Below are 18,682 nucleotides of genomic sequence, written 5' to 3' on the forward strand. Positions count from 1 at the left end.
ATGCAGCCCGGCATGACGCCGCCGGCGCGAGGGCGCGCCAGTTCTGATTCGCCGCTGATCGAGTTAATCCACGCAGAGCTGCAGAGTCAGCTCGGGGCCAAGCGCTACGCGATGTGGTGCGACGGCAAAATTCGCTTAAGGGTTGAAGATGATCAATTGACCGTCGGAGTCGGGAGCCCGTTTCTGCTCAACTGGATGCAGAAGCAGTTCCGCTCGGTGATGGTCGAGGCGGCCCGGACCGTCCTCGGCCCCTCGGCCCACGTCGCCTTCGAGGTCGATGCCAGCCTGTCGCTGGGAACCGGTGAATCCCGGTCGGCGCAGGTCGGCCCGGTCGCCATCGCCGGACTGACGCGGAAGACGACCGCGGCCCTGGAAGCCTCTGCGGCAAAGCCGAGCGACCGGACGTCCGGCCGGAATGGGCGAGCGACCGCCGAGTCGCAGACCGCGCCGGGACATGCCCACGGCGTGAAAAGCCGGCGGCTGGCGGAATTGAACGACTTCATCGCCAGTCCGGGGGCCGAGCTGGCCCTCACGGCCGCCCGGCAGATCGCCACTGCTCAACCGGTCCGGTTCAATCCGCTCGTGCTGTGCGGGGCCTGCGGAACCGGCAAGACGCACCTGATCGAGGGGATCTGCAAGCAGCTCCGCAAGGTGCAGCCGGGGCTCAACGTGGTTCTGATCACCGCGGAGGCGTTTTCCAACTACTTCACGCAAGCCCTCCGCGACCATACGCTCCCCGCGTTTCGTCAGCGGTTCCGCACGGTCGACGTCCTGCTGGTCGATGACGTCGATTTCTTCGAGTCCAAGCGGGTTTTCCAGGAAGAGTTCCTGCACACGTTCGCCGAGCTGAACGATCACGGCCGCCAGGTCGTCGTCACCAGCAACCGGCATCCCCGGCTGCTGACCAAGCTGGGTGACGACCTCGTCTCCCGGTTCCTCTCGGGACTGGTCTGCCGCCTCGACTCCCCCGATCTTGCCACTCGGGAGAAAATCGTCGCCGCCAAGGCGAAACGCATGGAAGGAGAATACGCCCCGGAGGCGCTCTCCTACGTCGCTCAGCGGTTCCCCACCAACGTCCGGGAACTTGAAGGGGCGCTCAACTGCCTGCAGACCTACTACTCGATGACTGGCCGGCGCGTGACTCAGACCGCCGCCCGGCAGGTGCTGGCCGATCTCGAACGGGACTGCATGCGGATCATCCGGCTGGCGGATGTCGAACGAGTCATCTGCGGCCTGTTCGGCGTCAAGCCCAAGGACCTCAAGTCGGCCTGCCGGGCGCGGACCGTCAGTCATCCGCGCATGCTGGCGATGTACCTCGCCCGACGGCTGACGCAATCGGCCTACAGCGAAATCGGCCAGCACTTCGGCGGACGGAATCACAGCACCGTGATGTCCGCCGAACGCAAGGTCCAGCAGTGGCTCGAAGAGCAGGCGACGCTCAGAATCGCCGCCCAGGAGTGGTCTGTCAGCGAAGTTCTGAGCGTCCTCGAACAGCAGTTGCTGGCAGGATGAAGTGGCATCGCGTGGTCCGGGTCCTGAAGTCCCGCTGCCACGGATTTCTCTGGCGATTCGCGATCAGCGATTCGCGATCAGCGGCTTGTCAGGCGAGTCTGGAGCGGAGCTCCTTGCCGATGAGCTGAATGGCTGACCGGGCGTCATCAAACGATTCGACGCGTTTCAGGAAGCCATGAATCATCCCCGGATAGCGGACGAGCGTGGCAGGGATGCCCGCCGCCGCCAGCGCCGTCGCATACGCCTCCCCTTCGTCCCGCAGCGGATCGTATTCCGCCGTCAGCACCACCGCAGGCGGCAGCCCGGCCAGCGAGTCCGCCAGCAGCGGCGACGCATACGGCTCCCGCATCTGCTGCGGAGTCGCTACGTACTGCTCCCAGAACCACTGCATCTGGCTGCGGGTCAGAAAATACCCCTCGGCGTTCGTCTGGTAACTGAAGCGGTCGAAGTCGCAATCGGTGATCGGATAGGCGAGAATCTGAGCCTTGATCGCCGGCCCCCGGCGGTCGCGGGCCAGCAGGCACAGCGCCGCCGCCAGGTTGGCGCCCGCGCTGTCGCCGCAGACGGCGATCCGACTGGCGTCGATGCCGTATTCTCCGCCCTGTCGAACGGTCCACTCCAGGGCCGACCAGGCATCCTCCACCGCGGCGGGGTACTTGTGCTCGGGCGCCAGGCGGTAATCGACCGAAATGACGCTGCACTCCCCGGCGGCGGCCAGTCGGCGGGCGAGATCGTCGTGCGTATCAATGCTGTTCAACACCCAGCCGCCGCCATGAAAGTAGAGGCAGACCGGCTGCGGCGTACCGCCATGCGGCTGATAGATGCGGATTCGCAGCGCGCCGTCCTGTCCGGCAATGGAGAGGGTCTCAACCCTCGCCAGCTCCGGGCAGTCCTTCAGTGGACCGATCCCCGCCATCAGCGACTTCCGGGTGACTTCGACGGGCGTCGTTTCCAGCGGGGACGTGTTGACGCGGTTCCAGATGGCCAGAAAAGCCGCAGCCTGCGGGTGCAGAGGCATGGCGTCACTTTGCAAAAACGGTGGGAAGTTAACGGGTCAGTCGTCGTCCTGACCGGGGGCGCGGTGGGGCTCAAACATCGTGAACTCGGGGCGGGCTCGATCCTCGGCGGCGTCCCTGTATCGTCGATACAACGCCTCCTGACTGCGGACGGGCTCGCTCCGCGGATTCCGGGAAACCGATTCGTATCGGCCGTCCGGGAGCAGTCGGCGGGCCTTCACGTCATCCTGCAGGCTCGTCTTCAGAACGGCCAGGAGCCGGTCGCGGGCCTGGGGCTGCTCGACGGGAACCAGCAACTCCACCCGCCGGTCGAGATTGCGAGACATCCAGTCGGCGCTGGAAATAAACAGCCGCTGATCCCCGCCGTGGTGGAAGTACACGATCCGACTGTGTTCCAGAAAGCGGTCGACCACGCTGGTGACCGTGATATTCTCGCTGAGACCCGGGACGCCGGGACGGAGACAGCAGACGCCGCGAATGTTGAGGCGGATCTTGACCCCCTCATTCGAAGCCGCGTACAGCGCCTCGATCATTTTCTCGTCCGAGAGCGCATTGAATTTCGCCATGATCAACGCCCGCTGGCCGTGCTTCTTGCGGATGATTTCCGCTTCGATCATCTCCAGCAGCTTGTCGCGCATGCCCAGCGGAGCCGCTTCGAGCTTGCGGAACCGCTGGGGCTGCGAATAGCCCGTGATGGCGTTGAAGAACGTCGTCGCATCGGCCCCCAGCTCTTCGTCGCACGTCATCAGGCTCGCGTCGGTATAGAAGCGGGACGTGATCTCGTTGTAGTTGCCCGTGCCAAAGTGAACATACCGCTGGATGCCGGTCGGTTCCCGGCGGACGATGATGCAGATTTTGGCGTGGGTCTTCAGCCCCTTGACGCCATAAATCACCTGAACGTCGGATCGCTCCAGATCCGTCGCCCACTCGATGTTGCGGGCTTCGTCGAAGCGGGCTTTCAACTCCACCAGCGCCGTCACGTACTTACCGTTCTGGGCCGCCCGCTTGAGGGCCGCAATGATCGGACTGCGCGGACTGGTGCGGTACAGCGTCTGCTTGATCGCCAGCACCTCGGGATCGTCGGCCGCCTCTTCCAGCAGACGCACAATCGGCTCGAACGACTCGTACGGGTGATAGAGCAGGACATCCCGCCGTGCGATGGCGGCAAACAGACTCTCGGCGGGATCGAGCTGCGGACTCGGAATCGGCGGCCACGGTTCGAACTTGAGGTGATCGAATCCCTGAGAATCGGTCAGGCGCATGAAGGCGGCGAGATCCAGCGGCCCGGGAATCGCATAGACGGAGTCGTCGTCCAGCTCCAGCGCGGTCTGCAGGAATTCGCGGACAGCCTCCGAGGCAGCATCCGATATCTCCAGCCGGACGCATTCGCTCTCTTTGCGCGCCGCGAGCACCTCCTTCATCTCTTCGAGGATGTCCGACGTCAGCTCTTCACGCAGCTCCAGATCCGCATTCCGCGTGATCCGGAACGAGATGCACTCCTCGATCGTCTCCCCCGGAAAAAACCTCTGCACGGACATGCCGACCAGGTCTTCCAGCGGACAGTAGCCGTAACCCTGCTCGACCGGGACGGTGATGAACCGTTTCCGCTGCCGGCCGAAGGGGATCACGGCAAAGCGGGGCTCCGCAGTCTCCGGCGCGGGAGCCAGGCGGACGCAGACGTTGAACGTCTGGTTGATCAGCGGGGGGAAATCCGCGACCGTCGGCACGGCGATGGGCGTGAGGATCGGAAAAACTTCCTGCTCGAACACCAGCTCGGCGATCTTGCGCTGGCGATCGCTGAGATCCGCCGGGCGCAATCTGCGGATTCCCGCCTCGGTGAGCGCCGGTTCGAGCTCGTCGAGCAGACAGCGATACTGCTCCACGATGAACGCGTGCATGCGGGCGCAGACCGCGGCGAGCTGCTGCTCGGGAGTCATCCCCGACGGATCGGGACGCGACGCACCTCGTTCGCAGAGCAGCTTCAGTCCGCCCACCCGGACGCTGGCGAACTCGTCCAGGTTCGAGGCGGTGATCGCCAGGAACTTGAGCCGTTCGAGGAGCGGATTGGCCGCGTTGCGAGCCTCGTCCAGCACACGCTGATTAAATTCGAGCCAGCTCAGTTCGCGATTGAAAAAACGAGGTTCGGCAGACATGGTTTCGATGGATTGTCCGGGGTTGGTTTCTGCGATTCGCGACTTCTGCGTCAGCTTCTCATCTGCGCAGGGCCGGTTCCACCGGCCGTTTTGTTTGTCTGTTTGTGATTTGGTGTTTGGAATTTGGAGCTTGTATGGCCCCCCGCCTTAGCTTCTCATTTTCCGGAGCAGCACCGGCATGCCGTACGTTTCCTCAAACAGGGTCCCCGTCTGCTTGAGTGCAAGCTGTTCCAGCGACAAGTCCTCGACCTGCGGCACCGAAATCACCAGCCGGCCCCCTTCCCGCGAGAACCGCAGCTCGTGGAACCGCTGGCTGTGGGAGGCATCGAGCGCGTCGGCCAGGCGGAGCATCGCCGCCATCTTCGCCACCGCGATCCGCTGGTCCCGGTCGAGCGCCGTGTAAATCGTGTGCGTCGGCTTGGGGGAGGCCCGTCGATGATACCGGGCCGTCAGTCCTACCAGCGTCTCGTCGGCCTTCGACAAGCCGAACAGTTCGCTGTTGATGATCAGATACATCGTGTGCTTGTGATAACTCCCCGTGCTGATATACATCCCGATCTCGTGCAGCAGCGCGGCGACCTGCAGCAGCAGTTCGTACCGGGGCGAAAGCTGATGCTCCTCGCGCAGTCCTTGAAACAGGATCTTGCACAGCTTGGCGACATGCCGGGCATGGTCGACGTCGATATCGAACTTGCGGCCCAGTTCGAGCGACGAACGCATCACCTGGTTGTTGAAGTCCTCGTTCCACGCCCCCCGCGTCGCCAGCTCCTGCAGCAGGCCGTCCCGGAGATTGATCTGGCAGGCGATGATCTGGTTCAGCTCGAAGGCCCGCGCAAGCTGCACGTACGCCAGCAGCGCCGGGCCCAGCGTCCACGCGTCGGGGAACGGAATGTGATACTTGTGAACCAGCTTGTCCTCGTTGTACGACAGAACGGTGTCGGTCAGCTTCTCCAGACGGTCCAGCGGCAGGCGGGTCAGCTCCGCGGAGTTCCAGTCGGGAAAGAGCTGGCGGGCCGCAAACCGGACGTCGCCCCCCAGCGCCACAAGCTGCTGGACGTTCTCCGAAGGAACCTGCTGGAGGATCTGGTCGACGACCCGCCGGATCTGGGTTTCCATGATGTGGCGGCTGGTCGACTGCGGCGCGTGAAAAACTTCGAGCTGCTCGCGCAGGCGGAAAGAGCCCAGCCGGTACGTGTGCGAGAAATGGACGTCGGCATTGTGCACCAGCAGCAGCTCGGTGCTCCCTCCCCCGACTTCCGTGATGACCGTCCGCTGCTGGGCCAGCTCCGGATCGAGTTTGATCAGCGGCTGCACGCCGAGGTACGTAATCCGGCTGACTTCCGATTCATCGATCGGGCTGACCGTGATCCCGGTCGCCGTGTAGATCCGATCCAGGAACGCCAGCCGGTTCTGGGCCTCCCGCACGGCGCTCGTCGCCACGGCGCGAAGCTGCTCGGGACGTTCGATCCGATACTCGGCCAGCACTCGCTTATAGCTGCGCAGCACGCGGACGCAGTCTTCGATCGTACTCTTCTCGATCACCCCCTTGGTGAACGTGTCCCGTCCCAGGTTCACGGCCTGCGTCAGCGTCGTCAGCGGGCGGACGTCGCCGGCTTCGCCGATCTCCGCGATGGCCATGCGGATCGATGTCGTTCCGATGTCGATCACCGCCGCAGGCTGCGCAGCGGAAGCCGGACGACTGCGGGATTCGGTCAACTCCGGCGACATGGACCTGTCATGTCCTTTCTGCGGAAACGGACTGTGCGGGAATGGCCGTCGGCGGAGCGCTGATGACCGACTGCTCAGCCCAGGCGGCCGCGCCCATCGCCCCGGCGTCATCGCCCAGCTTGGCCACGCGCAGTTCGTACGTCCCTTCGTACGCCGGCATAATATGCCGCTTCAGCGACTTTTCGACCTCTTCCGTGAACAGCTTCGGGAGAGCTTCGACCAGGCCGCCCCCCAGAATGATCACGTCCGGCGCCAGCAGGTTCACCACCCCCGCGATCGCGTCCCCGAGGTAGCGCGCACCGTCGCGGACGATCTCCTCGACGATCTTGTCCCCTGCGTCGATCACTTCCGCGAGCACGCCGCTGCGGATGTTGGCCAGATCCGTCCCCGCCACGCGCAGCAGGTGCGGGGCCTGACCGCGGTAAGCCGCCTTGGCGATCTCCGCCGACATCGCCAGCCGGCTGGCGACCGTCTCCAGACACCCCCGCCGTCCGCAGCCGCACAGCGCGCCGTAGGGAACGACTGGCATATGGCCGATCTCCAGGCACGAAGATTTCTTCCCCCGGAAGATGTGCCCCTCGTAAACCAGCCCCCCGCCGATCCCGGTCCCCGGGAAGACCCCCAGCACGGTCCGCCCCTTGACCCCCGCCCCGAACCGGTACTCGCCGTACACCCCGGCGTCCACGTCGTTGCAGATCGTCGCCGGACAGCCGAATTTCTTCTCCAGAATCTCCCGGAGCGGAACTTTCTTCCACCCGAGATTCGGGGCTTCGACGATCACCCCTTCATCCAGGTCCAGCGGCCCCGGGCAGCCCACGCCGATGCCGCCGAGCCTGGCGGCCGTGATCTTTCCCTCCTCGAGCACCTTCTCGATGATCCCGATGATCCGCTCCACGCCGGAGTCGGCCCCTTCGTGGCCCCGGGTCTTCTTCTTCCGTCGGACAATCGGTTCGAAGCGATCATTGAAGAGGACCGACTGCATCTTTGTGCCGCCGAGGTCAAACCCCAGCCAGAAGCGTCCGTCTGCTTCGTCACTCATGCCATGTATCCTTCGGTTCGCGAGAGCCCGCGTCCTGCGGGCGCGACGACTTCTGACGTCCGACACGATACCAGATCGTCGCCGGGACCGAAAATCCGTCGCAAATCGGCTCCGACAGATTCCCGCAACCTGAAACGCATCCAGATCTTCAGATCGGTTCCGCGACCGCTCGGTTCCGGCGTCCCGCGGTCGTCAATCCATCGTCCAGGCGTCGCTCTCCGGGTCGGGCGGAGCAGTACAGCGGGCGGATCTCAACGGGTGAGCATCCAGCCCGCGCTGCCGCAGCTCCTCGACCAGCGAATCGATGTAGCCGTGCATCACGAAGACCCGTTCCGCCCCGGTCTCGGCGATCGCCGTCAGAATCTGCTGCCGGTCCGCGTGGTCCGACAGCACAAACCCCCGGCCGACTCGCCGGGACTTCGGCCCGTTCGGCAGCAGCATCCAGCCCGACGCGAACGACGTTTCATAATGACCGCGATACGGAAACCCCTGCTTGAAGCGGGCGCCAGGCGGCAGCACGATCAGCGAACGCCCCCAGTCGGCGGGATCAATCGTCCCGGCGTCGCCCGTCATCGCCGGCACAGGCCGTCCGGCCCGGCGGTAATGCAGGCTGCATTCCTCGACGTTCGGATGACAGAACAGCGGCCCGATCTCCGGATTCAGCCCCGCCAGCACGCGCTGCGCTTTTCCCAGGGCGTACGCGTAGACAAAGCTCGCCACTCCCCGTTCCTGGTTGCTCCGCCACCACGTTTCCAACTCGGCGAAGGCCGCACTCTGCTCCGGCCAGGCAAACCGCGGATGGGCGAACGTCGATTCCGTAATAAACGTGTCGCAGCGGACCGGTTCAAAGGCTTCACACGTCGGGTCGGGCTCGACCTTATAATCCCCGGAAGCGACCCAGACTTCTCCCTGGTACTCGACCCGGATCTGAGCCGAACCGAGAATGTGCCCCGCCGGATGCAGCGACACCCGCACGCCGTTGAGGACGATCGGTTGACCGAACTCCAGCGCCGTAATCGCCGCCTTCGCTCCCATCCGCCCGGCGAGAATCGCACGCCCGGAGACGGCCGTCAGATACTGCTTGCTCCCCCGCACCGCATGATCCGCATGCGCATGCGTAATCACCGCCTTGGCGACGGGGGAAGAGGGATCAATATGAAAGCCCCCCGCCTCGCAATACAGCCCGGCGGACGTCATCCGGATCAAGAGCGGACGGGAGGTCGACATTCCGTCCTATTCTTCAAGACGCAGCCCGGACAGTCCAGTCCACGCGCCAATCCCCCCTCTTAGCCCCCGGTCAATGACCGGGGGCGCTCTCCACAAACGCCGCAATCACACCAGCTCAAGCAAAGACTCCACAGACAATCCCAGCCGCCACACAGGATGATCGGGCGACAACAACTCCGGAACGTCAGTGACGGGAGACTGCTTCCGCCGGAACGTATGCCGGAGAGCGGAATGCACCGCGAGCACAACCGCCTCCCCGAACATCACTGCATGGTCTGCACCCTACAGCACCCGCGCCGCTTTCCCCAGCCGACCCATGTAGTCGACGAAAATAAAATCGTTCGCCGAGATCGACCGGATCGTAAACGGCAACGCGTGATTCACCCGCTCCGGATAGATCGACGCCGTGCACAGAAACGTCAGCGTCCCGTTCTTCACGCTCCACGTGCCGCTCGAAATCGGCGTCCGCACGAACACCCGCTGGAACAGCCGCAACTGCTCCGACTCGCGGATCGAAGACCACGTCCCGTTGCCGTGAATCGTCGTCACCAGCGCCCCGGCGTCGTCCCGATACTTCCAGACCCCCGGCAGCATCTTCGTCAGCTCGGCATCCGTGATCACGCGGGCGGCGACGCCCTCGCCCGTCGTCGTCTCCGGCTTCGCCGAGACGAACTTCTCGCCCGCCGCCGGCGCCGCCGTCCGTTTCAGCACCATCAGCATCCGGTGCGTTCCTTCCTTCGCGGAAAACTCCGTCGGACGCTGCATGTCTCCCGCTTCGGCCAGGCAGACGACGAGCCGTCCCTCGTCAAAGCGATAAATGCCGGTCGCTTCCTGCTTCTCAGGGGTAACGATGTCGATCTGCTTTGGATACTGCGTGGCGTCGACGGTAAACACCTTCGCGTGCTTCTTCCCGTCCAGGTGCGACTTGAAGATGATCGCGTTGTCGGCGATTTCGACCTTGCCGCCCGACGGGAGCCACTCGGGAATCTGCTCCCGGGGAATGACATGTCCGTTCTCGGCCAACTCGACGACTTCCCAGTGCCCTTCGAGCTGCCGAATTTCGGGATTCTCGTTCTGTGCAGCGGCCACTGAAACAAGGGCCAGCGCGCTCAGCAGACCGCCAGTCAGCAAACGTCTCATTGTTCCGACTCCATTCTTTTCGAGAGCATCCTGAATCTGCCACCGCGAGCGTACGCCGCACAAGTGACATCGACATATCACGACGTCCGACAGGCTACGGGTGACGCGCAGAAGTTGCCAGCACGACGGTGCTTCCACCGAACCCATCGAAATTCGCCCCATCGAGGCGGGAACGTCGACGACGACGAACTGGACGCGCATCTGGCGACCCTCGAAAATTTTCGGGTTAACCAGAACCACCCGCGGCTCAGTCCGCCACGGCCGTGTGCGCGAAATCTTCCATCTGCCCGCCTTCCTCTGCAGACTCCACTTGCTCTGCATCTCCGCGAGAAACTCTCGCGATTTCCTGATGATCCGTCCGACTCCGACCCGCGTTACCATCTCGACGGGGAAAATCCGCGCCGGAAAGGAACGCCATGAGCATTGCCGACGAGATTGCGAAACTGGAGGAACTGCACCGTTCGGTCGCTCTGTCGGACCGCGAGTTCGCCGACGCCAAGAACAAGCTGATTCACCCGGTCGGGTCGGCTTTCAGCGGATGGACAGGTGGTTCCGCCCTGGACGGCGAAGTCGCCGAGCAGCGGACGCGCACCTGGGCCATGCTCGTGCATCTGTCGCAATTGCTGGGTTACACCGCCCTGCCCGTACTGGGTCTCGCCGCTCCCATTCTGATCTGGCAGCTCATGAAAGGGAGCCTGCCCGGGATCGACGAACACGGCAAGATCGTCGTGAACTGGATGATTTCTTCCTTCATCTACCTCGTCATCTTCGCAATCCTGAGCATTGTGTTCGTCGGCATCCCGTTCCTGATTGCGCTCCTGATCGCAATGGTCGTCTTCCCGATCATCGGCGGCCTGAAAGCCAACAACGGCGAAGCCTGGAAATACCCGCTGTCGATTACGTTTTTTGAATAGGGAATAGCGAGTAGGGAATAGCGAATAGCCGGAAGAAGAGGGCTTATCGCGGATCGCTGATCGCCAGAGGAAGATTTATCGCTGTCTGGCGTCTCTTTTCTGGCTCTCGTCTCTGGTCTCTCGACTTCCTTTCGACATTCCGCCTTCGACATTCGGCATTTCTCTTCCTGGCGTCTCTGCGCGAGATCTTGAATTTCCCGCGAAAAGCGCGATTCCACTGCCGGGCGATCTTCTCTAAACTCCGCCATATTCAAGTTCGTTGACGGATCGGGGCCGAACCGGCTGGGATCGCCGGCGCACCCGCTTTAGAGCGTCACGACAAGGAAGTCGGCCGATGCCCTGCAACATCTCGGAGTTCGCTCAGGTCGACGATCGCGCCCTGCTCGGCGAAAATGTCGACATCGGCCCGTTCTGCATCGTCGGACCGCACGTCGCGCTCGGCGACGGCTGCCGGCTCGACAGCCACGTCTCCATCATCGGGCACACGACGATCGGCGCCCGCAACCGGTTCTTCGCGGGGGCCGCCATCGGCGGAGATCCCCAGGACATCGGGTATACCGGTTCCCCCACGCGGGTCGAGATCGGCGACGACAACATTTTCCGCGAAGGGGTCACGGTCAACCGCGGCGCCGACAAGGAAGACGGCGTCACCCGCATCGGAAACCGCTGTTTCCTGATGGCCAACGCCCACGTGGCCCACAACTGCCACGTCCAGAATCACGTGATCCTCTGCAACGGCTCCCTGCTGGGGGGCCATGCCCACGTCCACGATTTTGCCATCGTGTCGGGGAACTCGGTCGTGCATCACTTCGCGACCATCGGCACCGGCGCGTTTCTCAGCGGCGGCTGCCGCTGCCCCACCGATCTGCCCCCCTACATGCTGGCGGCCGGCAGCGATAACCCCGAAATTATCACGATCAATCTGGTCGGCATGCGTCGTCGCGGCATCTGCGACGCGACAATTCAGCTTGTCCGGCAAGCCTTCAAGCTGCTCTTCCGCGAACATCGCAAGGTCACCGAGGTCCGCGGGCAGTTCGAAGTCGAACTATGCGGCAATCTCCCCGCCGAGCTCGATCATCTGCTGAGTTTTGTCGAAGCCTCCGCCCGCGGCAAGAACGGCCGCGCCCGCGAGGCGATTCGAGTCGTCAAAGAACCGCAGGCCGAATCCCACGGCACTGCCCAACGGAGTGCGGCATGAGCGATCTGCGGATGGCGGTGGTGGGCGTCGGAGCACTCGGACGGCACCATGCGCGGATTCTCGGCGGGATGGCGGGCGTGAATCTGGTGGCCGTCGCGGACAGCCACGCCGAACGGGGCCAGGCCGTCGCCGGTCAGTGCGGCTGCCGCTGGGTTGCAGACTACCGGGAGCTGGCGGGCGAAGTCGACGCCGTCTCGGTCGTCGTGCCGACGGTGGCGCATCGCGAAGTCGGCGGCTACTTCCTGGAACGGGGGATTCCGGTCCTGGTGGAAAAGCCGCTGGCCGATCACGACGCGTCCGGGACCGAACTGGTCGAACTCGCCGAACGGATGGGCATTGCCCTGCAGGTCGGACATATCGAGCGGTTCAACCCGGCATTCGTCGCGGCGGCGCCGTGGCTGGCCGGGGCCAGATACATCCGGGCGGAACGAACCAGTCCCTACACGTTTCGCTCGACCGACATCGGCGTCACGCTCGATCTGATGATTCACGATATCGATCTCGTCCTCTCGCTGGTCCGCAGTCCGCTGCAGAGCGCCTCGGCGTTCGGCGCGGGGGTGATGGGGGGCCACGAAGACGCCGTCCAGGCACGTCTGGTGTTCGAGAACGGGGCGATCGCGGATCTGACCGCCAGCCGGGTCAGCCCGGTGGTCTCCCGCTCGCTGCAGGTCTGGTCGGCAAGCGGTTGCGTCACGGTCGATCTCAACAAGCGGGAAGTCTCGCGCTACGTTCCCTCGCCGGCCCTGGTGCACGGTCCGTCGCCGCTGGAACTGTCCCGTCAGCCGGGTGCGGATATTGAGCAGCTCAAGAAAGACGTGTTCGGGCGGTTCATTCAGGTCGAGACGACCGCAGTTCCGGCGAGCGATGCGCTGACCGCCGAGCTGCAGAGTTTCGTTCACGCCGTCGTCACGAAGACGGCTCCCCCCATCGACGGTCGGCAGGCGCTGGCGGCCCTGCAGGTCGCCACGGCAGTGCAGAAGAGTCTCGCCGGACACCGCTGGGACGCCACGCATGTGGGCGTCGCCTCGCCGCAGCAGGCCGTCGCGATGCCGCAGCGCAAGGCGGGCTGACGGGCTCGCGGAAAGCAGAAAGCTTAAAGCGGAAAGCCGGAAGAAGTGGGCTGATCGCGAATCGCTGATCACCGGACAAATTCGGCCAGGCCGCGCCCGGCCCTACGCGCATCCAGCTCCTGAGCCCCGTCAGGGGCAAATCACAGTAGCCCAGCGGCGTAAGCTCTGGGCATCGCCTCAAAGCCTCAAAGCGAATCGTCAGAAGACGAAGTGGGCTGATCGCGAATCGCTTGTCGCGGATCGCCAGACGAGATTTCGCAGCGAGCTGCCTCGTTTCTGGCTCTCGTCTCTCGACTTCTTCCTTTCGAAATTCCGCTTTCGTCATTCGACATTTCTTCTCTCCGCAAGAATTCTTCCGCATTTCTGATTTTTTGGCCGAATTGCCCTTGCATGCCGCCGGAACCAGTGTCAGCGTGTTCTCTTGTCGGGTGGTTGACGGCAAATGGTACCTAACCGGCGGGAAACTGCCGGCGCTTGCAAGCTGATCCCCCGGCAGAGGGTCCGATCAGGCCCTGTGACTGGCCTTCCGTGAGGAAGGCTGGACTGCGCGGAGATCCTGCGCAAGTCCTCGGCGCCGTGTCGGTCGGTCGCGTGCACAACGCGATCGGCCAACCTGATCGAGTGCAGGCCGCAAGGCGGGCGAAAGCCAGCCCCAAAGCCAGTCAGGCCAGCCGAAAGACGGAGCGGGAGCAGGCGAAAGCCGATCCCCGCTCCGTCCGGGCCGGCAATCAATTCTCAGTGCGCAGCGAACTCAAAGAGTCCCGCCACAGCGCCCTCGCGCGCCGACACGTTCGGCACCGTCCTCAGCCGATCCTCTCCGGCAATCCGCGACAAGCGATACGCGATCAGCGCTCTTCCCCTCTGGCTCTCCGCATTGAGCTTTCCGCTTTCCGCCCTTTCAGTACCGATCTCTTTGCCCCGCGGATGTCCGGGGAGGCGGCAATGGCGGAAAGAGGTCGTCGTCTGAGGAGGCGGGTGTGGTGGCTTTCGGCGGAGTCGAGTTGCTCGATGTCCGGGTGCTCGAACGCCGTGGCGGCAGCTCGGGGGGAGGGAGGAATTCGCCGTCCTGGATGATCTGCGGAATGTCGGAACTGAGCGGTCGCGTCGAGGTTCTTGGCAGCGGCTGCGTCGTCGTGGGCGGACTGGTCGGCGCCGGCGTCCGGTCGCCGAACAGGTAGTCGGTGGCCGCCCCGCCCAGATCGCGGATCGTATCCAGGGGCTGCTTGTCGGTCGTCGTCTTGTCCTTCGGATTCGCTGGTTCGACGTTGCCCCCGGCGAGATAGCCCTCGGTCTCGGGAAGGTTCTTCAAATAGGGATCGATCACGTCGTGGGCGGCGGTTGGCAGGATGGGGTAGATCGTGTGCAGGATCCGGGCGGCGATGGTGCTGCTCTCGGACTGCAGAATCGTCGGACGGATCGACGGGAAGAAGGTGACCAGCCCCAGCGTCAAGGCGATCGTGAAGAGGACTCCCTTCACGGCGCCGAGGACGAAACCGAGGTGGCGGTCGAACTCTTCCAGCTTCAACTTCTCCAACGATTCCCGGATCGACCGGACCAGCAGATAAACCGCCAGCGAGATGACGCAGTACATCGTGATCAGCGCGAACAGGCGATTCAGGGGCGGCTGCCCAAACCAGGGGGCGACGCTGATCGACAGCGGCATGGCGAAGACGTAACCCAACACCAGCGACGCAATCGGAGCGACCTGCCAGGCCATGCCGCGGGACCAGCCGGTGACGGACGCATACAGCACCAGCACCAGCATGATGACATCGTAAATTGTCATGACGTTCCTTTGCTCCGTCGCAGGACTGCCCGCGGGCCTTCCACCGTCTTCAGTACGGCCGGCCTTCCAGTTCCGGCAGATCCCGGGTCAGTTTCTCCGGGGCTGCAGGGGCGGGCGAACGGGGCGATTGTGTTGCAGTTGGCGTGCCCGGCGGCGTGTGAATGGCGACATCCCGCAGGACGCCGACTGAGACGAGGATCAGAATGCCGAAACAGGCGGAATTGGCGTTACCGTCCCCCGAAAACACCTTGAGCGCCGAACCGAAAGACTTTTTCAACTTGGGCACGACGCCGGAGACGTTGACGCTCCAGATTTCATCGAGCAATAGATGCGTGAAATACCCCAGACTGACGGCGGCCGCCTTGAAGTACCGCACAGTCGGGTTGACGTGATCCAACAGCAGGAAGGCAACCATGCCGGCGATGAGGATTGCGGGAATGCTGTGAAACATGCCGCGATGGACCGTGAAACGCTTGAGGAGTCCGCCGAGGCCAAAGCGAATAAAGAGATAGGTCGGTACGCCGACGAGAAAAATTTGTTCGGAAGTCCAGCCGGTCCGGATCAGCCGATGCAGCAGCAGCATCGGGGCCACGGCGGCGGCGAAGCTGATGGTTTCGCGGGCGGGAATTCCGGAGTCGCTGTCGACGTCCGGCAGAATCCCCGCGATGGCGCACAGTCCGCCGGCGACGGCGGCAGACTCCGGCGGGAGCTGCAGTTGCGTCATCCCGAGCCAGCCGTAACTGGCCCCGACAACGCTGCTGACGGCGATATGCGTATGAAACCCGGCCATGGGACCGCTCGAAGCGCGCACGAAAAATCCACGGGATCCTTCCCGTAGCAAAGCGCGGACCATAGCTGGGGAGTGCAAATTGGTCAACGTGAAGGTGACAAGAGAAGATTTCACGCGGAGGCGAAGAGGAAGAAGCAGACAGAAGATTTCACGCCAATGCGCAAAACGGAACGCAGAGACGCCAAAAGGAAGAAGGAAGTGGATTCACCGCGGAGGCGAGGAGGACGCGGAGAACGGAAGGAGCGGAAATGTCGAATGTCGAAGGCGGAATGTCGAAAGGAGTCGAGAGCCAGAGAAGATGACTTCGTGTGGACACATCTCCCGCGACTGACTACTGACCACGGACCAAACTCTGGCTATTCGCTTTTCGCTATTCCCTGCTCGCTCACTTCCGCTGCGGCCGGCGTTCCGCCTGCGCCGCGTACGGATCGTCCGGCCAGGCGTGTTTCGGATACCGGCGACGGAGCTCGCCGCGGACAATCGGATACGCATTTTTCCAGAATGACGACAGGTCGTCGGTGATCTGCTGCGGGCGGTGGTTCGGGGCGAGCAGGTGGAGCAGCACCGGAATCCGGCCGCCTGCGATGCGGGGAGTCGTCAGCCAGCCGAAGATCTCCTGGATCCTGACGGCAAGGACGGGCGGCCGGCCCGGTTCGTAGGTGAGGGCCACGCGGCTGCCGCTCGGGACCGTCAGCCGTTCGGGGGCTTCGCGGTCTAGAAGCTGCCGTTGCGGACCGGTGAGGCGGGATTGCAGAACGTCGAGCCAGCGGGCCTGGCGCAACTCGGCGAACGACCGGCAACCGTACGCCAGTTCCGGCAGCAGGCTCTGCAGTTCCGATTCGGTCCACGCGGGGAGATCGGCATCGGGCAGCCACTCGCGCAGACAGCGCAGGCGGGCCAGCAACTGCGTCACCGCGGGGTCATCGGCGGGAAAGACGCGGTCCCAGGCCCTGAGGGCCGCCGCCGCGAGAGTCTGGGCGGTTGCGTCTCCTTCGGGAAGCGCTGTCGGCGTCTCTTCGAGGACGAGATCGAGCCAGTAGACCCGCCGACGGGCCTGCAGCCGTTCGGTCGTCGGTTCGAACTCGACGTCGACGCGGGTTGTCAGATGCTCGGCCGGCAGCCAGCTCCGTTCGACGGCGGACGCCCGTCGGACGAAGGCCTCGCCCGAGGAGGAGTCGAGATCGACGCAGACGAAGAGCTCGCAGTCCCGCACGGCGGAGGATTCCGAAAGGATCACCCCCCGGCCGCCGACCATCAGGGCCTTACGACCGCCGGGTTCGCGACGTTTCGCCAGTCGGTCCGGGAAGGCGGCGAGAATTGCGCGCAGGAGCGATTCCGTCGCGGAGACGTCCGAGGGCTTTGAACTGCCGCTGTCGGAATCGCGAGTCAGTCGTTCGAGCTGGCGGGCGGAGTCGAGAACGAAGCGGGCGGCGCCGGGGGCGATCGTGCCCGCCTCCGCATCGGTCCGCCCCGAGCGGGCGAACTGTTCGAGGGCGTCGGCCTGGTCGAGCAGATCGGACGGTGACTGATGCTTCGCGGTCCGCCGGCGTTCTTCGCGGCGGAACGGTTCCCGTTCCGAGAGGAGCGCCGCGATGAGAGCGGCTTTGTGGGAAGCTCCCCCCCGCGCCCCTTCGAACAGCAATCGAGCCAGACGGGGATGGACCGGCAGCTTCACGAGCTGCTGGCCGAGTTCGGTGATTTCCGTTCCGTCGATGGCATCCAGCAGCGTCAATAGCTGTTCGGCCCGTTCGACGGCGGACTCGGCGGGGGCTTCGAACCAGGGGAAGGCGCGGACGTCGGCTTCGCCCCAGCTCAGGAGTTGCAGCACGACGCCCGCGAGGTCGGTCCGGCGGATTTCGGGCGTTTCGTGATCGGGCCGAACGCGCTGAGAGGCTTCCGACCACATCCGCAGACAGACGCCGGGGCCGAGTCGTCCGGCCCGCCCGGCCCGCTGGTCGGCGGAGGCTTTCGAGATGGGTCGGAGTTCGAGGCGGTTCAAACCCAGGTCGGCGTCGTATTGAAGCTGGCGGGCGACGCCGGTATCGACGACGCCGGCGATCCCCGGAATCGTGAGCGACGTTTCGGCGATGTTCGTGGCCAGGATCACGCGGCGACGTTCGGAAGGGGCGAATACGCGGTCTTGTTCCTCGGCGGAGAGTTCGCCGTAGAGGGGCAGCAGTTCGAGCCGATGCTGTTCGACGAGATGGGAGAGGGCTTCCTGAGTCTGGCGGATTTCCCCGACGCCGGGCAGGAAGACGAGCAGATCGCCGGCCACGCGATCGAGCAGTTCGGCGACGCCTGCGGCGGCGATGGCGGAGAGATTCCGGACGTCGGGGGGCGAGCGGTAGTCGATCTCGACCGGAAACCGCGGGACCGTGCAGCGGACGATTTCGGCCCCGCCGAAGAAGGCGGCGATCGGTTCGGGATCGAGCGTGGCGGACATCACGACGACGCGAAGATCAGGCCGGACGGTCTGCTGCACGCGGCGGATCATGCCGAGCGCCAGATCGGTATCGAGATGCCGTTCGTGAAATTCGTCGAAGAGGACCGTCGAGACTCCTTCGAGGAAGGGATCGTCGAGCAGGCGACGGACGAGGATGCCTTCAGTCATCACGACGATGCGGGTCTTCGCCGTGACCTGCGAGTCGAAGCGGACCTGGTAGCCGACGAGATCGCCGACGCGGCAGTTCAGTTCCTGCGCCATCCGCCGGGCGGCGGCGCGGGCGGCGACGCGGCGGGGTTGCAGCAGGACGACCTGGCCGCTGTCGGTGAGCAGGGCCGGCGGCACGCGGGTGGTCTTGCCGGCCCCGGTCGGCGCCTGCAGAACCGTGGCGGCACTGCGGCCGACCGCGGCGGTCAGTTCCGGAAGGACGGCGTCGATGGGGAGGGGGGCAAGAGCCAAGGGCTGAGTGCTGAGTGCCAAGGGAAAGAGAATGATGGCGGCGTTTTACTGGTTCCCAGGCTCCGCCTGGGAACCCCCTCTGTCGAGGCTCTGCCTCGTCTGCTGTACGCGAAGAATACGCGATGAAGAAGAGGACGCAGAGCGTCCAAAGAGGCGTTCCCAGGCGGAGCCTGGGAACGAGGATCAAACACTGCAGGCGGGCGCCCG

At 64.3% G+C, this 18,682-nt stretch carries 13 protein-coding genes; 4 read left to right on the forward strand and 9 right to left on the reverse strand.

The annotated features are described in order from the left end of the window. A complete protein-coding gene (gene dnaA, locus SH412_RS00005) occupies window positions 1-1,512 on the forward strand; it encodes a chromosomal replication initiator protein DnaA (RefSeq protein ID WP_336521443.1) in 1,512 nt (503 codons plus the stop codon). An 88-nt stretch (window positions 1,513-1,600) separates the two neighbouring features. Here dnaA and SH412_RS00010 read toward each other — a convergent pair whose 3' ends face one another. From SH412_RS00010 to SH412_RS00035, 6 genes are all read right to left on the reverse strand, one after another. After that, window positions 1,601-2,530, reverse strand: a complete 930-nt coding sequence (locus tag SH412_RS00010) for an alpha/beta hydrolase (RefSeq protein WP_336521444.1) — start codon at window positions 2,528-2,530, stop codon at window positions 1,601-1,603. 36 nt (window positions 2,531-2,566) lie between these two features. Further along, window positions 2,567-4,681 carry a polyphosphate kinase 1 gene (gene ppk1, locus SH412_RS00015; RefSeq protein WP_336521445.1) on the reverse strand — a complete coding sequence of 705 codons (2,115 nt, stop codon included), beginning with the start codon at window positions 4,679-4,681 and terminating at the stop codon, window positions 2,567-2,569. Window positions 4,682-4,828: 147 nt separating this feature from the next. After that, window positions 4,829-6,409 (reverse strand): Ppx/GppA phosphatase family protein, encoded by a 1,581-nt coding sequence (locus tag SH412_RS00020; protein ID WP_336521446.1) that lies wholly within the window; start codon window positions 6,407-6,409, stop codon window positions 4,829-4,831. Between the two features lie 7 nt (window positions 6,410-6,416). Continuing rightward, window positions 6,417-7,448 carry an ROK family protein gene (locus SH412_RS00025; protein WP_336521447.1) on the reverse strand — a complete coding sequence of 344 codons (1,032 nt, stop codon included), beginning with the start codon at window positions 7,446-7,448 and terminating at the stop codon, window positions 6,417-6,419. Between the two features lie 192 nt (window positions 7,449-7,640). Then, window positions 7,641-8,675 (reverse strand): ligase-associated DNA damage response exonuclease, encoded by a 1,035-nt coding sequence (locus tag SH412_RS00030; protein ID WP_336521448.1) that lies wholly within the window; start codon window positions 8,673-8,675, stop codon window positions 7,641-7,643. A gap of 282 nt (window positions 8,676-8,957) precedes the next feature. Further along, the gene (locus tag SH412_RS00035) at window positions 8,958-9,815 is read right to left on the reverse strand and encodes a TIGR03067 domain-containing protein (RefSeq protein WP_336521449.1); all 858 of its coding nucleotides are present in this window, start codon (window positions 9,813-9,815) and stop codon (window positions 8,958-8,960) included. 416 nt (window positions 9,816-10,231) lie between these two features. On the opposite strand from SH412_RS00035, the gene SH412_RS00040 reads away from it, so the two are divergent. The 3 genes from SH412_RS00040 (at window position 10,232) to SH412_RS00050 (ending at window position 12,997) form a co-directional block, all read left to right on the forward strand. Continuing rightward, window positions 10,232-10,729 (forward strand): DUF4870 domain-containing protein, encoded by a 498-nt coding sequence (locus tag SH412_RS00040; protein WP_336521450.1) that lies wholly within the window; start codon window positions 10,232-10,234, stop codon window positions 10,727-10,729. Between the two features lie 334 nt (window positions 10,730-11,063). Further along, window positions 11,064-11,927, forward strand: a complete 864-nt coding sequence (gene lpxA, locus SH412_RS00045; protein WP_336521451.1) for an acyl-ACP--UDP-N-acetylglucosamine O-acyltransferase — start codon at window positions 11,064-11,066, stop codon at window positions 11,925-11,927. Continuing rightward, window positions 11,924-12,997 (forward strand): Gfo/Idh/MocA family protein, encoded by a 1,074-nt coding sequence (locus SH412_RS00050; protein WP_336521452.1) that lies wholly within the window; start codon window positions 11,924-11,926, stop codon window positions 12,995-12,997. The genes lpxA and SH412_RS00050 overlap by 4 nt, the downstream gene beginning before the upstream one ends. 898 nt (window positions 12,998-13,895) lie before the next feature. Here the strand turns inward: SH412_RS00050 and SH412_RS00055 are convergent. From SH412_RS00055 to hrpB, 3 genes are all read right to left on the reverse strand, one after another. Continuing rightward, window positions 13,896-14,783 (reverse strand): CvpA family protein, encoded by an 888-nt coding sequence (locus SH412_RS00055; RefSeq protein ID WP_336521453.1) that lies wholly within the window; start codon window positions 14,781-14,783, stop codon window positions 13,896-13,898. 49 nt (window positions 14,784-14,832) lie between these two features. Further along, on the reverse strand, window positions 14,833-15,573 hold the full coding sequence (locus tag SH412_RS00060) for a metal-dependent hydrolase (RefSeq protein ID WP_336521454.1): 741 nt from the start codon (window positions 15,571-15,573) through the stop codon (window positions 14,833-14,835). A gap of 385 nt (window positions 15,574-15,958) precedes the next feature. Then, entirely contained in the window at window positions 15,959-18,475 is a 2,517-nt protein-coding gene (hrpB, locus tag SH412_RS00065) for an ATP-dependent helicase HrpB (RefSeq protein WP_336521455.1), read from the reverse strand. Window positions 18,476-18,682 lie beyond the last annotated feature (207 nt).

It is taken from the genome of Planctellipticum variicoloris (genome assembly GCF_030622045.1).
Lineage (GTDB): Bacteria > Planctomycetota > Planctomycetia > Planctomycetales > Planctomycetaceae > Planctellipticum > Planctellipticum variicoloris.

What these genes read in the sequence shown, in the direction of transcription:
- SH412_RS00055 (WP_336521453.1), bottom strand. Translation starts at nt 14,783, where the DNA reads ATGACAATTTACGATGTCATCATGCTGGTGCTGGTGCTGTATGCGTCC.
- SH412_RS00030 (WP_336521448.1), bottom strand. Translation starts at nt 8,675, where the DNA reads ATGTCGACCTCCCGTCCGCTCTTGATCCGGATGACGTCCGCCGGGCTG.
- SH412_RS00050 (WP_336521452.1), top strand. Translation starts at nt 11,924, where the DNA reads ATGAGCGATCTGCGGATGGCGGTGGTGGGCGTCGGAGCACTCGGACGG.
- SH412_RS00035 (WP_336521449.1), bottom strand. Translation starts at nt 9,815, where the DNA reads ATGAGACGTTTGCTGACTGGCGGTCTGCTGAGCGCGCTGGCCCTTGTT.
- SH412_RS00025 (WP_336521447.1), bottom strand. Translation starts at nt 7,448, where the DNA reads ATGAGTGACGAAGCAGACGGACGCTTCTGGCTGGGGTTTGACCTCGGC.
- dnaA (WP_336521443.1), top strand. Translation starts at nt 1, where the DNA reads ATGCAGCCCGGCATGACGCCGCCGGCGCGAGGGCGCGCCAGTTCTGAT.
- SH412_RS00040 (WP_336521450.1), top strand. Translation starts at nt 10,232, where the DNA reads ATGAGCATTGCCGACGAGATTGCGAAACTGGAGGAACTGCACCGTTCG.
- SH412_RS00010 (WP_336521444.1), bottom strand. Translation starts at nt 2,530, where the DNA reads ATGCCTCTGCACCCGCAGGCTGCGGCTTTTCTGGCCATCTGGAACCGC.
- ppk1 (WP_336521445.1), bottom strand. Translation starts at nt 4,681, where the DNA reads ATGTCTGCCGAACCTCGTTTTTTCAATCGCGAACTGAGCTGGCTCGAA.
- SH412_RS00020 (WP_336521446.1), bottom strand. Translation starts at nt 6,409, where the DNA reads ATGTCGCCGGAGTTGACCGAATCCCGCAGTCGTCCGGCTTCCGCTGCG.
- SH412_RS00060 (WP_336521454.1), bottom strand. Translation starts at nt 15,573, where the DNA reads ATGGCCGGGTTTCATACGCATATCGCCGTCAGCAGCGTTGTCGGGGCC.
- lpxA (WP_336521451.1), top strand. Translation starts at nt 11,064, where the DNA reads ATGCCCTGCAACATCTCGGAGTTCGCTCAGGTCGACGATCGCGCCCTG.